The organism is uncultured Psychroserpens sp. (genome assembly GCF_947492715.1).
Classification (GTDB): Bacteria; Bacteroidota; Bacteroidia; order Flavobacteriales; family Flavobacteriaceae; genus Psychroserpens.
This window is the reverse complement of sequence record NZ_CANLNS010000001.1, coordinates 413,251-428,849: the sequence shown is the minus strand read 5'-3', so window position 1 is coordinate 428,849 and position 15,599 is coordinate 413,251. Positions and strand designations below refer to the sequence as shown.

At 34.3% G+C, this 15,599-nt stretch carries 19 protein-coding genes and 1 pseudogene; 16 read left to right on the top strand and 4 right to left on the bottom strand.

All coding sequences use genetic code 11. The features are described 5' to 3' along the window. The 12 genes and pseudogenes from Q0787_RS01970 (at window position 1) to Q0787_RS01915 (ending at window position 8,873) form a co-directional block, all read left to right on the top strand. The gene (locus Q0787_RS01970) at window positions 1-513 is read left to right on the top strand and encodes an O-acetyl-ADP-ribose deacetylase (protein ID WP_298900522.1); all 513 of its coding nucleotides are present in this window, start codon (window positions 1-3) and stop codon (window positions 511-513) included. Then, window positions 510-1,145, top strand: coding sequence for a DUF4291 domain-containing protein (locus Q0787_RS01965; protein WP_298900521.1), 636 nt, complete (start codon window positions 510-512; stop codon window positions 1,143-1,145). Before Q0787_RS01970 ends, Q0787_RS01965 begins: the two co-directional genes overlap by 4 nt. Further along, window positions 1,142-2,104, top strand: a complete 963-nt coding sequence (locus Q0787_RS01960) for an ADP-ribosylglycohydrolase family protein (protein WP_298900520.1) — start codon at window positions 1,142-1,144, stop codon at window positions 2,102-2,104. Before Q0787_RS01965 ends, Q0787_RS01960 begins: the two co-directional genes overlap by 4 nt. After that, complete coding sequence (locus tag Q0787_RS01955; protein ID WP_298900519.1) at window positions 2,101-2,967, top strand: MBL fold metallo-hydrolase; 867 nt, start codon at window positions 2,101-2,103, stop codon at window positions 2,965-2,967. The genes Q0787_RS01960 and Q0787_RS01955 overlap by 4 nt, the downstream gene beginning before the upstream one ends. Next, a pseudogene (locus Q0787_RS01950) lies at window positions 2,967-3,503 on the top strand (RNA 2'-phosphotransferase); the annotation flags it as partial. The gene Q0787_RS01955 and the pseudogene Q0787_RS01950, both read left to right, overlap by 1 nt. Before the next feature lie 212 nt (window positions 3,504-3,715). Then, window positions 3,716-4,270 (top strand): 2OG-Fe(II) oxygenase, encoded by a 555-nt coding sequence (locus Q0787_RS01945; RefSeq protein WP_298900518.1) that lies wholly within the window; start codon window positions 3,716-3,718, stop codon window positions 4,268-4,270. Continuing rightward, window positions 4,267-5,097 (top strand): Sir2 family NAD-dependent protein deacetylase, encoded by an 831-nt coding sequence (locus tag Q0787_RS01940; protein WP_298900517.1) that lies wholly within the window; start codon window positions 4,267-4,269, stop codon window positions 5,095-5,097. Before Q0787_RS01945 ends, Q0787_RS01940 begins: the two co-directional genes overlap by 4 nt. Beyond that, window positions 5,084-5,866, top strand: a complete 783-nt coding sequence (locus Q0787_RS01935; protein WP_298900516.1) for a metallophosphoesterase family protein — start codon at window positions 5,084-5,086, stop codon at window positions 5,864-5,866. Before Q0787_RS01940 ends, Q0787_RS01935 begins: the two co-directional genes overlap by 14 nt. A gap of 2 nt (window positions 5,867-5,868) precedes the next feature. Then, window positions 5,869-6,339, top strand: coding sequence for a macro domain-containing protein (locus tag Q0787_RS01930; RefSeq protein ID WP_298900515.1), 471 nt, complete (start codon window positions 5,869-5,871; stop codon window positions 6,337-6,339). 6 nt (window positions 6,340-6,345) lie between these two features. Then, window positions 6,346-6,888: an NADAR family protein gene (locus Q0787_RS01925; protein ID WP_298900514.1), complete on the top strand. Its 543-nt coding sequence runs from the start codon at window positions 6,346-6,348 to the stop codon at window positions 6,886-6,888. Window positions 6,889-6,913: 25 nt separating this feature from the next. Beyond that, window positions 6,914-7,336 (top strand): nucleoside 2-deoxyribosyltransferase domain-containing protein, encoded by a 423-nt coding sequence (locus Q0787_RS01920; RefSeq protein ID WP_298900513.1) that lies wholly within the window; start codon window positions 6,914-6,916, stop codon window positions 7,334-7,336. Window positions 7,337-7,421: 85 nt separating this feature from the next. Then, window positions 7,422-8,873: a nicotinate phosphoribosyltransferase gene (locus tag Q0787_RS01915; protein WP_298900512.1), complete on the top strand. Its 1,452-nt coding sequence runs from the start codon at window positions 7,422-7,424 to the stop codon at window positions 8,871-8,873. Here Q0787_RS01915 and Q0787_RS01910 read toward each other — a convergent pair. The 4 genes from Q0787_RS01910 to Q0787_RS01895 are packed head-to-tail and all read right to left on the bottom strand — an operon-like array spanning window position 8,870 to window position 12,542. Continuing rightward, on the bottom strand, window positions 8,870-9,565 hold the full coding sequence (locus Q0787_RS01910; protein ID WP_298900511.1) for a TIGR04283 family arsenosugar biosynthesis glycosyltransferase: 696 nt from the start codon (window positions 9,563-9,565) through the stop codon (window positions 8,870-8,872). The genes Q0787_RS01915 and Q0787_RS01910 overlap by 4 nt on opposite strands. Beyond that, window positions 9,558-10,487, bottom strand: coding sequence for a DUF547 domain-containing protein (locus Q0787_RS01905; protein WP_298900510.1), 930 nt, complete (start codon window positions 10,485-10,487; stop codon window positions 9,558-9,560). The genes Q0787_RS01910 and Q0787_RS01905 overlap by 8 nt, the downstream gene beginning before the upstream one ends. Before the next feature lie 42 nt (window positions 10,488-10,529). After that, window positions 10,530-11,417: a sterol desaturase family protein gene (locus Q0787_RS01900; protein ID WP_298901511.1), complete on the bottom strand. Its 888-nt coding sequence runs from the start codon at window positions 11,415-11,417 to the stop codon at window positions 10,530-10,532. A gap of 9 nt (window positions 11,418-11,426) precedes the next feature. Continuing rightward, on the bottom strand, window positions 11,427-12,542 hold the full coding sequence (locus tag Q0787_RS01895; protein ID WP_298900509.1) for an inorganic phosphate transporter: 1,116 nt from the start codon (window positions 12,540-12,542) through the stop codon (window positions 11,427-11,429). Window positions 12,543-12,682: 140 nt separating this feature from the next. On the opposite strand from Q0787_RS01895, the gene Q0787_RS01890 reads away from it, so the two are divergent. Genes Q0787_RS01890 through Q0787_RS01875 form a run of 4 tightly spaced genes read left to right on the top strand, consistent with a single transcriptional unit; the run spans window position 12,683 to window position 15,555 of the window. Beyond that, window positions 12,683-13,213, top strand: a complete 531-nt coding sequence (locus tag Q0787_RS01890; protein ID WP_298900508.1) for a sigma-70 family RNA polymerase sigma factor — start codon at window positions 12,683-12,685, stop codon at window positions 13,211-13,213. A 2-nt stretch (window positions 13,214-13,215) separates the two neighbouring features. Further along, a complete protein-coding gene (locus Q0787_RS01885) occupies window positions 13,216-14,007 on the top strand; it encodes a HEAT repeat domain-containing protein (RefSeq protein ID WP_298900507.1) in 792 nt (263 codons plus the stop codon). A 23-nt stretch (window positions 14,008-14,030) separates the two neighbouring features. Further along, window positions 14,031-14,858, top strand: coding sequence for a DUF4097 family beta strand repeat-containing protein (locus tag Q0787_RS01880; protein ID WP_298900506.1), 828 nt, complete (start codon window positions 14,031-14,033; stop codon window positions 14,856-14,858). Window positions 14,859-14,862: 4 nt separating this feature from the next. Further along, window positions 14,863-15,555 (top strand): hypothetical protein, encoded by a 693-nt coding sequence (locus Q0787_RS01875; protein WP_298900505.1) that lies wholly within the window; start codon window positions 14,863-14,865, stop codon window positions 15,553-15,555. Window positions 15,556-15,599 lie beyond the last annotated feature (44 nt).

Here is a 15,599-nt window from a genome sequence, read left to right as displayed (position 1 = left end):
ATGATAATTCAGGTTCAAAGAGGTGATATCACCAAAATAAAAGTTGATGCTATCGTCAATGCGGCAAATTCATCCTTGTTAGGAGGCGGTGGAGTAGATGGTGCCATTCATCGTATTGGCGGTCCAGAGATTTTTGATGAATGTCGAGATATAAGAAATCGACAAGGGAACTGTAAAACAGGTGAAGCAGTCATGACAACAGCAGGAAATTTACCCGCTCAAAAAGTGATACATACAGTTGGTCCTGTTTATAATGGAGGGAAACGTTTAGGGCAAGAAAAACAGGCTTTGGCAAATTGTTATATCAATAGTTTGAAACTCGCCGAAATGAACAACTTAAAATCAATTGCGTTTCCAAATATTAGTACAGGGATTTATAGATTCCCAAAAGATTTGGCCGCAAATATTGCTATTGAAACAGTATCAAACTTTAAAAGTGAGATTGTTGAAGAGGTAATTTTTGTATGCTTTGACGAAGAGAATTATAACATTTATAAAGCAAAATTAAAATGAAACTTAATATAAAACCATATATAGAACAACAAAAAGTATGGCCCAAAACAGGACATCATATTATGGCTCAGTATGATGAGTCTGAAATTATAGTATATCAATCTTATAGACCTGAAATTGGAAACTTTGCAAGCGACAATAACTATTTTGGAGGTGCTTTTAGCCTAAATAGAATGACATGGATTAAACCAAATTTTCTTTGGATGATGTATCGAAATGGATGGGCAACTAAAGAAGGACAGGAAACAGTTTTGGCAATTCATTTAAGGCGAGATGCTTTTGAGCGTTATCTCAACCAAGCCGTGTATTCTAGCTATCAATCAGATTTATATGAAACACGAGAACATTGGCAAGAAGAAGTGCAAAATTCATCAATTCGCTTGCAATGGGATCCAGATCACGATCCTTATGGCGCTAAGCTGGAGCGCAGAGCAATCCAAATAGGAATACGAGGAAATGAGGTAAAACAATACGCAAAAGATGATATTCTCGAAATAGAAGACATCACACCTTTTGTAAAGGAACAGTATAACCATGTTTTAAATAATCAACTTGATAAACTAATGGTTCCAGAGGAACACCCATTAATTTTAGACAGCGAGAGTTTAAAACAACAATTACGATTACAATGAAAACCAATACAATACATTCAGCATTATTTGGCTTAGCTGTTGGAGATGCACTAGGTGTCCCAGTCGAATTTAAAGACAGAGATTACTTAAAGCAATTTCCAGTAGTAGATATGATGGAGTATGGTTCGCATCACCAACCTAAAGGAACCTGGAGCGACGATAGCTCTTTGGCTTTTTGTCTGGCAGAGAGTTTATGTAAAAGATATGATATTAATGATATTGGTCAAAAATTTGTACAATGGGCTAAAGAAGAATTATGGACACCTCACGGACGTGTTTTTGATATTGGTATTTCTACTGATCGCGCCATCTATGCTATTGAAACAGGAACAAAACCAATACTTGCTGGTGGTTCGTCGGAAATGGATAATGGTAATGGGTCTCTTATGAGAATTTTACCTTTATTATTTTACATTAAAGACCTTAATATTGAAAAGCGATTCGATATTATTAAAGATGTGTCATCTATCACACATGCTCATATAAGAGCGGTTTTGGCTTGTTTTATTTATCTTGAATATGCGCGTCATATTTTGAATGGAAGTGATAAATGGAACGCCTATGCAGAAATGCAAAAGAGCGTTACTCACTTTCTAAATACAAATGCGATTTGTTCTCAAATAGAAATGGACAAGTTTCACAAAATTCTTGAACTTCAAATAGGAAAGTATGAACCTCAAGTTTTGCATAAATTGGAGGAAAGTGAAATCAGTTCTAGTGGGTATGTCTTGGATAGTTTAGAAGCTAGTTTATGGTGTATATTGACGTCAAATTCGTATAAAGAAACAGTTTTAAAAGCGGTTAATTTAGGAAGAGATACAGATACAACTGGAGCCATAGCAGGTGGACTAGCAGGCTTAATATATGGTTATGAAGCCATACCAGAAAAATGGTTAAACGTTATATCACGAAAAGAAGATATTATTCGACTTTGTGATAGATTATATAAAACATTATGAAATTAACAATACATGGCTATTCTACAGCATTATTTGCAACTTGGTACTTCATTGAAGAACTCGGGTTACTACTTGATGCTGGAGATGGACTCACATCTAATTTACTCGGTAAAACAGGAAAGATTAAACATGTTTTTATCTCTCATGCCGACCGAGATCATTTGGGAGGGTTATTGCAATACAATCAGTTGTTTTCGCATAGAAGGCCTCATATCTATTATCCAAAAGATGCCAATTCGTTTAGGTTTCTAGAAGACTTTACAGGACGTTTTGATCCACATACTTCCGGAACGATTTGGACACCACTTGAGGATGAGCAAATGATTGATATTAAAACGAATTATAAGGTTCAAGGGTTTGAAAATAAACACATTGATGTGCCAGGGCAACTCAAAAGTTTGTCTTATAAAGTCATAGAAACCAAAAACAAACTGAAACCAGAATTCGCTAAGCTGTCTTCTCACGATATTGTGGCTTTGAAGAAAGAAAAAGGAGATGGTTACATCAATGAACAGTTGCAAAAAAATGTGTTAATCTATTCGGCAGATACGCCCGTTTTTGACTATTCGAAATTTGATAACTGCGACGTTTTAATTCATGAAGCCACGTTTTTGAAAAAGGATGAACTAGAAAAAGGAAACGATAGAAACAAGCATAGTTCTTTAGAAGACGTGATGGAAATGGTCGCTAATATTTCAGTAGGACAATTAATTTTAGGGCATTTTTCGTCGCGATATGATAGCTCTGAAATAGATAAGAGTATTAAGAAACTCATTGCACATTACAACATTAAGATACCTGTGTTTAGAATACCAATTGGTGAAGTGTCGCGCGATATCTTAAACGGAAATCCATTAAACTAATGAACGACAAAGAGAAAAAACATATGAGTAAATTTTTGAGTTTGGTATTAAGACACAAACCAAAGTACATCAATTTAGAGTTGGATGAAAATGGATGGGCCGAAGTAGATGAATTGATTGAAAAAGCAAAGAGCAGACATATGCATTTTTCTTTCGATGAGCTTATTGAAGTTGTGACAACAAACGATAAACAACGATTTTCGTTTAATCCAAACAACACTAAAATAAGAGCCAATCAAGGGCATACTGTAAAAACAGTCGATTTAAAATTTGAACCAAAACAGCCACCTGAGTTTTTATATCATGGCACTGTTGGTAAATTCTTGGAGTCCATAAAAACATCAGGTTTAGATAAAAGACGTCGTCAACACGTGCATTTAAGTGAAGAAAGAGAAACAGCAATCAAAGTGGGAAGTCGAAGAGGTGTACCAATAATTTTAAGCATAAGAGCTTTAGAAATGCATAGAAAAGGTTATGAGTTTTACTGCTCAGAAAATAAGGTGTGGTTAACAGATCATGTACCTACTGAGTTTATAGAATACAATTTAAGTAGCTGCCCTAATTGTAAGGATAGTATTGAATATTCACCTATTTCAGATGTTTTCATGAAAGTTAAATTTAAGGACAAATCGGAAAAAAAGGTTTATAAAAAAAGGTGTGAAAACTGTGGAACTAATTTGGTTATGAATAAATATACTAGGAATCATTTAGCGTATTCTAACTATAGTAATTGGGAATTAGATTAAAAATGAAAAAAATAGAATTAGACCCGCACATCTTTTTAGTTGACGATTTTCTGTCAGCAAAAGAATGCTCAGATTTTATCGAAAAGTCTGAATTGCAGACCTTTGAAGAAGCCAAAATTAACATGGGCGGCAATCAGGTGATGATGAAAGGTGTTCGTAATAATGATAGGTTATTGTTCTTTGATGACAATTTAGCCCAAGAATTATGGTCAAAATTAAAACCTTTTGTGCCTAGTTCTTTTGGTGCAAGTAAAGCTATTGGGCTTAATGAAATGTTCAGGATTTATAGATATGAACCTGGACAACGTTTTAAAATGCATCGCGATGGAAGTTATGAGCGCAATGAAACCGAGTTTAGTATTCTATCTTTTTTAATTTATTTGAATGACGATTTTGAAGGAGGAGAAACTGAGTTTAGGAAAATTACAACAGTGAAACCAAAAACAGGAATGGCTTTGGTGTTTCATCATCCTGTACGACACGAAGGAAAAGAAATAATATCTGGGACAAAGTATGTGCTAAGGACTGATGTTATGTATAAATTAGAGAAATTATGAGAGCTATAACAAACATAATAAATGAAGGGTTAACAAGAGCACGCAGAAATAACATCACGTTTTTAACTGGGGCAGGTGTGTCTTCGGCAAGTGGCATACCTACATATAGAGGCGCTGACGGCATTTGGGTAAAGGGAACAAAGTTTTATAAACCAGAATCTTTTGGTACGTTCAAACATTTTTCAAACAATGCAGATGAGGTTTGGCAGTATACTTTTTTTAGAAAAAAAATGTTTGCAGAAGCTAAACCGAATGAGGCACATTTTAGTTTGGTGTCTATAGAGAAGGAACTCAAAGAGCGGTTTCATTTGATTACGCAGAATATAGATAATTTGCATCAAAGGGCTGGGTCAAAAAACATGTATGAAATTCATGGTAACCTCAGAGAAATGCGATGTTCTGATGAATGTTCTAAAGAGGTATATGATATTCCTCGTGAAATTCCGTTAAAAGACCATGAAGAAGATTTAACCTATGATGAAAAAGCCCTATTGGTTTGCCCTAGATGTGGAGAGGTGACAAGACCAAATATTTTGTGGTTTGATGAGTATTATAATGAACGAAATTTTAAAGTAGATACCACCTTAAGAATTGCAAAGAATACGAGTCTTTTAATGATATTAGGAAGCTCAGGAGCAACAAATCTTCCCAATGCTTTAGTGAGGCAAACCTTGCAATATGGAGGATCTGTTATTGATGTGAATTTGGAAGACAATGTTTTTACAGAGCACTTTAAAGATAAAAAACAATACTATTCATATAGAGGTTCGGTTGCAGAATTTTTGGACCTTTTTGAGAAACAAATAAAAATAAATGAAACAATATAGAACACTTGCCATAGGCGATATACACGGCGGATTAAAAGCCTTAAAACAACTTTTAGAACGCTTAGAATTAACGGCAGACGACAAACTAATTTTCTTAGGTGATTATGTTGACGGTTGGAGCGAATCTGCTCAAGTGATTAGCTACTTAATAGAATTGTCTAAAACCAACACATGCATATTCATTAAAGGAAATCATGATGCCTGGTGCGAGCAATGGCTGGCGTCAGGAATTGAAAATCAGGTATGGGTTTTTCATGGCGGAAAGGAAACTATGGAGAGTTATGAAGGGTTTTCTGATGAAGAAAAGCAAGAGCACCTTAACTTTTTTGAACGTATGGAATACTATCATATTGATTCTCATAACCGCTTGTTTGTGCATGCTGGTTTTACATCAATGCATGGTGTAGAGCAAGAAGTACATCCTGAGAATTTGTATTTTGATCGTACACTTTGGGAAACGGCATTAACGATGGATAAAACTATTTCGAGAGATTCAGAATTGTTTCCAAAGCGCCTTAAACATTATCACGAAATTTATATTGGTCATACGCCAACCATTCGTTTTGGTAGTGACCAACCAATCCATGTTGTTAACCTTTGGAATGTTGATACAGGCGCTGCATTTGATGGAAAATTATCTGCATTAGATTTAGAAACCAAAGCAGTTTTCCAAAGTGATGTTGTGATGTCATTATATCCCAATGAAAGCGGGAGAAATGCGAGTCCGTATCGCATTATAAAAGACAAACGTTTAGATAGAAATAGTTAGGCATGAGTACCATACAATATATAATTGGCGATGCAACAGAACCTATAGGAGCAGGCAATAAAATTATTGTACATGTGTGTAATGATATTGGTGGTTGGGGAAAAGGATTTGTGATGGCTATTTCTAAAAAATGGAGAACACCTGAGGTATCTTATAGAAAGTGGTACGCCTCCCGAGAGTTTTTTGAATTAGGAGAAGTACAATTTGTAAAAGTTGAACCACAGGTGTGGATTGCAAATCTTATTGGTCAACATAAAATTAGAAAGGATGAAGATGGAAATCCACCCATACGATATGAGGCCATCCTTATGGGGCTTCATAAAGTTGTAGAAGAAGCTGAAGATTTAAACGCTTCCGTTCATATGCCGAGAATAGGATGTGGTTTGGCAGGTGGAACATGGGATAAAATCGAGCCTTTAATAGAGAAAACATTACTTAAGAATAATATAGAAACAAAAGTTTACGACTTATAAATAGACATGAAGTATTCAAGAGAAAGTATTTCAAAACAGTATGATTCTGGAGAAATCTTGAAGTTCCTTTTGTTTTGGGGGCATCAACCAAGCAAGGATGGAGGCATTACGAGTAGCTGTTTAAGTCAGTGGTGGGTGTCTAGCTTTACCGATAATAAGTTTCAATACAAAACAGCCGAACATTATATGATGGCAGAAAAAGCACGACTTTTTGAAGATAAGGATGTGTTAGAAAAAATTCTTCTATCAGATCACCCACATGAGGCTAAAAAGTTAGGCCGACAAGTTAAGGGTTTTGACGTTTCAGTGTGGAATCAGCATAAGTATGAATTTGTGAAACAAGGTAATTATTATAAGTTTTCTCAAAATCAAGAATTAAAAAACTTTCTCATAAAAACAAGAAAACGAATATTAGTTGAGGCCAGTCCTATTGATAAAATTTGGGGAATCGGGTTGTCCTCAAATCATAATGATACTCAGAATCCAAATTTGTGGAGAGGCGAAAACTTACTGGGTTTTGCGCTTATGGAAGTGAGAGATCAATTGTAATAATTCTGAAAAACAGTAAAACATTATGATATACTACGGAACAGATGAATTGCCTTTAAAAGAAAGGAACTGTGATTACTATTTCTTAGCTGGCAGTATAGATTACAATGCATCAAACCCTTGGCGAGAATCCTTAATAAAAAAAGCTAAAGCATCAATTCACTTTTTTGATCCTACCAGACGAGATCATGATAGTTTAAGTCATGCTGAAATGCAGAATCACATACATTGGGAGTTAGAGGCTTTGGAGTTATCAGATACCATTGTTTTACATTTTTTACGAACTGCTAAATCACCAATCTCGTTAGTAGAACTTGGGTTATACGCTAGGTCTGGAAAACTTATTGTTGTATGTCCTAATACATTTTATCAAAGACGATATATAGAAGTCCTTTGCAAAAAGTATAGCATTGTACTATGCAATAGTCTTAATGAAGTTATAGTTTAAATTTGCGTAAATATTACGCAAATTATTTGGCTGGCGATTTGTATAAATGTATATTTGTGTAATAATTACGCAAATTAATATCATTATGAATCCATTATTATATACAGACGGTTATAAAGTTGATCACAGAAGACAATATCCAGAAGGTACCACTTTGGTATATTCTAACTGGACACCGCGAAAAAGTCGTATTGAAGGTGTTAATGAAGTGACCTTTTTTGGACTTCAATACTTTATTAAGAAGTACATGATAGACGACTTCAATACTAATTTTTTTAACCAGCCTAAAGAGGTTATTTGCAAACGCTATTCAAGACGCATCAACAATTACCTTGGTCCAAATCAAGTTGGTATTGCACATATTGAAGCGCTACACGATTTAGGTTACTTGCCAATGGTAATTAAAGCCCTTCCAGAGGGTGTACAGGTGCCTATTCGTGTTCCAATGGTGACTATGTACAACACAAAACCCGAGTTTTTCTGGCTGACTAATTATTTTGAAACCTTATTATCCACAACACTTTGGATGCCTTGTAATTCGGCTACCATTGCAAAACAATATAGAAACATACTAGACCACTATGCTCAAGAAACATCGTCTGTACCTGAGTTTGTGGATTGGCAAGGTCATGATTTTTCTATGCGTGGCATGGCTGGTCTAGAAGCTGCTGTTCTTTCTGCATCTGGACATTTATTGAGCTTTACTGGAACAGATACCATACCAACCATTGATTTTCTTGAAACGTATTATAATGCAAATTCAGATACTGAATTAATTGGAGGTTCTGTGGCTGCAACCGAACATTCAGTGATGTGTATGGGGACTAATTCTGGAGAAGAGGAAACCTTCAAACGTTTAATAACAGAAGTGTATCCAAATGGAATTGTGTCTATTGTATCTGATACCTGGGATTTATGGAAAGTCTTAACAGAGTACCTTCCAAATCTTAAAAACGAAGTGTTGCAAAGAGAAGGAAAAGTGGTGATTAGACCAGATTCTGGTGATCCTGTAGATATTATATGCGGAAATGAGAATGGCAAGACTTCCGAAGAGAAAAAAGGTGTTATAGAATTACTTTGGGATATTTTTGGAGGCACTATAAATGCTAAAGGCTATAAAGAACTCGATGCACATATTGGTGCTATTTATGGCGATAGTATCACCTTAGATAGAGCTACTCAAATTTGTGAAAGATTAAAACAAAAGGGGTTTGCATCTACAAATGTTGTTCTGGGTATTGGTTCATTTACTTATCAATACAATACGCGAGATACGTTCGGATTTGCAATGAAAGCAACCTACGGAGAAGTGAATGAAGAGGGTCGTGAGATCTATAAAGATCCTATTACAGATGATGGTACAAAGAAATCGGCTAAAGGTTTAATTAAAATTGAAAAACAAAATGGAAACTACATTCTTAAAGATCAAGTTTCTTGGAATGAAGAACGACAAGGAGAACTCAGAGAAGTGTTTCGTGATGGATCACTGGTGATTGATGAAAATTTAAGCGATATTAGAAAACGAATGAAATCTTAGCAAATATGCTTTTTGTAGTAAGCAAATAAATCATCTGCTGAGGCACCAAACCACTTTTTGACATATATCGTCCAGAAGTGATATTGTAATTTCCAGATGCCATGTTTTCGATAGAGTCGTGCTGAGGTTTCTATTTTTTTATTGATAACTACAAATTCTTTACGCTCATACAGTTCATTAATGAGGATGTTATCTTCATAAATGATATAATTTTCATCATAACCACCAATTTCATTATACAATGCTCTTGTAATAAACTGGCTTTGATCTCCTCCACGACAGGCTCTCCATTTAAATTGAGTAAGCCAGCTGGCCAATCGTAACCACCAATGGTTACTATCAAATTTTAGTCTAAAACACCCAGCATTATTTCCATTATTAACTTCGTTAATAATAAATTGATCATAACGATTTGGAGGAAACGAATCTGCATGTAGAAAATACAAAATAGAACCTCTTGCGACCTTAGCGCCAGCATTCATTTGCCGCGCTCTACCTTTAGACGAAGACAGCAGTTTAACATTTAAATCTAAAGATGTAATAATGTCTTGTGAACCATCAGTACTTCCACCATCAACAACAATGATTTCTGAAATGTTCTGCAAAGAGGCATTGTCTATTAAATGAAAAAGGAGTTTTTTAATAGTGTCAGCTTCATTCAGAACAGGAATTATAATAGAGATATTATTCATTTAAATTCCAGTTATAGGCTTTATAACTTTTTTTAGCTTTATCTGAAATGGTCACTGTCGAATATTGGTTTAAGAAGTCAATTAACGTGCTGCCATCACTTTTAAAATCACCTCCATACCATTTAAATATTCTTGAAAGTTTTATGGCATTTTCACTAAGCTCGTTTTTAGAAGTATCACTTAGAAATCCTCTTGTTAGCAAATCTAAATCGGCCTCCAAGTCTTTTTCGGTAAACGCTTTATTGTATAAACGCGGACAGGACACTGCAGCGCAAACTAGCGCAAAGTGAATTCTAGGTTCATCCATTTTACGAATAATTCTATGCTCAACATCATTTAACGTATACCATTTTTCTCCTATTCTAATAAAACGATGACTCCAAGGTCCTTTAATGTCTTTAATGCTCTTAATTGGGTAATTATCTAAGATGAGTTTTATGGTATAAGCGTTGTATACATTAATCCAATAGGCTAGGGTTTCGTCTTTACTCCAAGACTCTTGAGGAGGTAAATCTGAAAGCAAATTAAGATATCCATTAAATTTGGTTTTATCGGCTTGGAATCCTTTATAATCAACATTGCCTTGATTGGACACGTGCGCTTGTAGTAATTCATTCCAAACGGCATGATCAACTTTAGCTCTTATTCCATTAGTATCGTTAGTCATAGGATCTTCTAACACAACAGGAGTGGCTACAATGTTTTCATTAGCAGTTGTATCGGGGGTTTCGTCTATGGTATCTTCAGTGTTTTCTATAATCTCAATTTCTGTTTCAGTTTCAGTTTCAGTTTCAATTTCTGTTGTAGGTTCAACCATGGCTGTCTCTTTTTTTGTAGTGTTAGAAGTGGCCGTTTTTGTAGAGCAACAACCATAAATGTTAATCACTATAGCTAATACTAATATATATTTTATGCTGTTCATATTAAAATTTTTAATTGACATAATAAACACTCGAGATTGTTGCTAATTTTTAGTTTTAAGTGGATATAATTCTTGTTGTAAAAAATCTTTAGGAAATTGCTCATCACCTTTAAAGCCAAGTTCTATATCACGTCCACTATGCGGAACATAATCCGTTTTAAAAATATAATCCCAAATACTTAAGGTTAGTCCGTAGTTAACGCCAAACCTAACATGTTTTGGAAGTTCTTTTGCGTGATGCCAAATATGCATCTTTGGATTGTTAAAAATATATTTGAAGATACCATAATCCCAACCGAGGTTAGCGTGGTTGAGATGTCCAATGGCAATAGCAAAGAAATAGACAATAGCCACATCTTGAGCGCTATAATTTGCGATAATTGCTAAAGGAATATAGCGAATAGAATTATATACAACAGGTTCCATCCAATGGTAACGTAGGTGCGCCGCAAATCCCATTTCTTTGACACTATGATGGACTTTATGAAAATTCCAAAGCCAAGGAATACGATGTAGTAAGCGATGCGTATTCCATTGAACAAAGTCATTTACCAAAAAGAAAATAAGTAATCCTAACCACTTTGGTAAGTCATTAGAATCAAACAATTGAAAGTTTGAAAGTGAAAGACCTATGGCGCCCAGTATGTCATTAAAAAATTCGGCAGCGGTATTTGATAAGGCAATTAGAACAATTAAATTGAGAAGGAAAAAGTTGAAAAACATGTAAAAGGTGTCTAACCAAAAATCCTTTCTAAATATACCTTGTTGTTTTCGCCAAGGAAATGCAATTTCTAAAACCCAAACAAGCAGGGAAATAATAATTAGTCCATAAAAATAGTTATCCCAATTGTTTTGAAGAAGAATTTCATTTTTAAGGTAATTCCAATATCCTGAATAGGAATTTGATATAATATCAATGTACTTTTCGATAGGCCAAAATTATGTGAGTGTTTCTAACATTTTAAATAATAAACCACTAACAATTGCTGCCATTGGAAGGGTTAGCAACCAAGATAATAATATTTTACCAATCATTTTATAATCTGCTTTTTTAGTAATCGTTCCAATACCAAAAATAGAACCGACAGAAACATGCGTTGTAGATACAGGTAACCCATGTACACTAGCTGTTGTAACTAATAAACCTGTGACCATATTTGCTGTAAACCCTTGTCCTGAGTTCATAGGTGTGATTTTTTTACTCATTGTTATCCCAACTTTTTTAGAATTAATTAGTCCACCAACTGCCATTACAATAGCAATGATAATCATGCTCCATTTGATATCAATGGCATTGATAATTAATAATAAACCAACAATTTTTGGCGTGTCATTTAAACCTCTAGCAAAGCTTACAATACCAGCACTTAGATAATGCAAACTGTCCAATACCTTTTGCGAACTTAACCCTAGAATCTGTCCGTTATAGGTCTCTATTTTATTTTGAATGGTCGCTTCAATCGTCTTTTTTGTTTTTAAGGTTGCCACATTATCCATGTTGAACGAAGCTATAGAGGCTGTTTCTTTTTCATGAATATTCAAGCTGGTTTTTTTTGTAATACCAAGACGTTTTCTGAAATATCTAAAAATGAGGTAAGCGATTAAACTTATAATGGCTGCCATGAGCGGACTTACAATTAGAGGCATTAAAAATGTACCTCCAAGTTTTTCAAAGTTAAACTGTGAGCCAACAGCCATAACGCCTGCGCCAAATAAAGCGCCTACCAAGCTGTGCGTTGTTGAAATAGGCATGCCAATTTTTGTAGCAATAAATACAGTTAAAGCAGCACCAAAAGCAATTGAGATAGCAAAAATAGGCATAGTTATCAATTCATTAGGAACGAGTCCTTTTCCCGAAAAGTTCTTTACAAGTTCATTGGCTAAGAAAATAGCGGCAACCGAACCTGAAAAGGTAGTGATTGTAGCCCAATTTATAGCTTTTTTAAAATTGGTTGTTCCACTTCCAAAAAGTGTAGCCACACCTTTGAAATTATCATTGGCGCCATTACTATAGGCTAAAAAACATGCTGAAATAAATAATAAGATAAGTATCATAAGGCGAGATTTGTTGTGGTTTTGACGAATTTTAAAACAACTACTTACGTTGTTTTTTACATTTTATAGATTTTTTTTCATCCTTGATGTAACCTTTTTGTAATTTATAGGTCTTCATACCAAACAACCATCAAAATAGATTGAAAAAGCTAACTGACGAAGAATTAATGCTCGATGTTTCTAGAGGAAATTTAGATGCTATGGCTCATATTTTTGAACGCTATAATAAAAGGCTATATAATTTTTTCTATCAAATGATTAAGGATAAAGATGTTTGTGAAGATATGACGCAGACCGTATTTTATAAAGTTATGCGTTATCGATCTTCATATAAAGGAGGGCAATTTGTGTCATGGATTTTTAAGATTGCAAGAAATGTATTTTCAGACCAATATCAAAAATCTAAAAAAACCTTAAACAATGAAAATCTAGAGCTTATAGCTCATAAAAATGGAGAAAGTAAGGAAGAGAGGAATGACGATGTTGCCCATTTACACAATGCTTTAAATACATTAAATAGTCAGGATAGAGAGCTTATTGTTTTAAATCGATTTCAAGGTATAAAATATGATAAGATCGCAGAGATTGTCGGAAGTAGTGAAGGCGCTGTAAAAGTGAAAGTTCACCGTATTATGAAAAAATTAAAAACCGTTTATTTAGAAACCATATAACCATGGATTGTAAAGATATTGAACAACAGATAGTAGATTATTTAGATGGACAATTGCCTGTCGAAACATCGCAAAAAATTAAGAGCCACATAACTACATGTGATGATTGCCAAGTTGTTTATAAAGAAACAAAGTCACTCTTCTTAGCTTTTAGCAAGGTTGAAGAAGAACAACCAAGTGATAACTTACGTCACGAATTTTACAAACTCTTAGAAGAAGAAAAACAGCTTCAGAATGACAAGGTAGTAGAGCTTTCAAAACCAGAGAAGGATTTTCCATGGAAACAAGCCTTTCAAATTGCTGCGTCTATTTTATTTATGATTGGAGGGTACTTGTTGGGAAGCCACAATAGTAAACAAATGGCCAGCCATGAAATATCGGCCTTGCAAAAACAAACAATCGAGTTAAGAGAAGATATGATGTTAGCGATGATTGAAAATCAATCACCAAGCAAACGTATCCAAGCTGTAAATTTTACTGAAAGTTTTGTAAAACCAGATACTAAAATATTAGAAGCCTTAATACAACGTATGGAATACGATGGAAATATGAATGTGCGATTGGCTGCAGCAGAAGCATTATCAGAATTTCCAGAATCGTCAATTGTAAAAGATGCGTTCATTGCGGCTCTAACAACCCAGAAAGACCCAAGTTTACAAATTGCAATTATTCAATTTTTGGTAAAAATTCAGGAGAAGCGCGCAATAGCTCCTATGCAACAATTATTAGAGCATTCGGATACGCCAGATTTTGTAAAAGAGCAAGTAAACAGTGGTATTTCTCAAATTATTTAAATGAATCAATTAAAAAATAACAAATGAAACGAACAGGAATTATATTAAATGTTATAGCATTATTAAGCTTTGTTTTTACATATGCTCAAGAAGACTATACAAAAAGTTTGAATGGTATTACTAAAGTGAAAATTGAAACAAACACTAAGGTGAAAATCATTGTAGGATCTTCTAATGAATTAAAATTTAGCAAATACGAATTAGACAATCTTGATCATGATCATGACAATTGCGACCACGAACACGATGCTGGAGGCTTTAATGAAAAAGAAAATGATAGAGCTAAAGGATTAAAACCAGTTTATGCTGGAGGGACTGATAATACCGGATTTGGGATGTCTATTGAACAAGAAGGAAATGTGCTTCGCATCAAAGATTTAAAAACATGGATGCAACGAAGCGGATTGCAAATTTATTTACCTAAAACAATGGACATTCATTTAGATTGTGGTAATATGGGAAGAGCAGTAATTAAAGGATTTTCTTCAGAAATTGAGGTGAATACGAATATAGGAAACATTGATCTTATAGATGTTACCGGTCCAATTACGGCTCATACAAATACAGGAACTATTGACGTCGATTTTGCTAGTGTCAATCAATCTTCTCCAATTACTTTAAGTAGTTCTACAGGCGTAGTAGATGTATCGCTTCCTGCAAACACAAAGGCAGATTTAGAATTGCGTTCAACAATGGGATCTGTCTATACCGATTTTGATTTACAAAAACCTTCTGAAGATGATATGAAGGTTGTTGGAGCCAATAGAAAAATAGAAAGTAAACTCAATAATGGAGGCGTAAAAATTGTATTGAGATCATCTACTGGAAATGTGTATTTAAGAAAAAAATAATCAAATGAAAAAACTAATTATACTAGCATTGTTGAGTGTAACAACACTCCATGCGCAACGAAATGTTGAAGCGAAAGAACGCTTATCAAAAAACCAAGATGTGTATCTTAACCTTAAGTTTGCTCAAGATATAAGAGTAGAACACGGCAACACTGATGACGTTTTAATAAAAGCTTCAGTAATTATAGACGACGGTAAAGGTAATGACGCTTTCAGTATTAAAACAGAAAATACGGCTGGGCAATTGAAATTGTATTCTGATTTTGGAGATTATTTCAAAAAGAAATGGGATGATAAGAACAGACATGATTACAATAGTACTACAGAGATTAATTATGTTGTCATAATTCCGAAAAACATCAACCTAAAAATTAAAAGTATTTCAGGAAGTGTATATATGGATAATTATGATGGTGATTTGGTTACCGATTTAATTTCTGGAGATGTCACCATAAAAAAATATAATGGTGAATTGCGTTTAAAAACAATAAGTGGAGCATTAGATGTTACAGTAAATAAGGCACAATTAAATGCAAAGTCACTTACAGGAACCATATACTCTAACCTAAATTTTGAAGCTAATACAGATAAGAAGTATCATGGAGCACATAATAAAGTGTCAAAACAAATAAATGGAGGAACACTTCCTTTAGAAATGGAAACCATTTCTGGAAATATTTATATTCGAAAGGGATAGGAATAAAACCTAATAAAAAAAGGCTTTACAATTTGTAAAGCCTT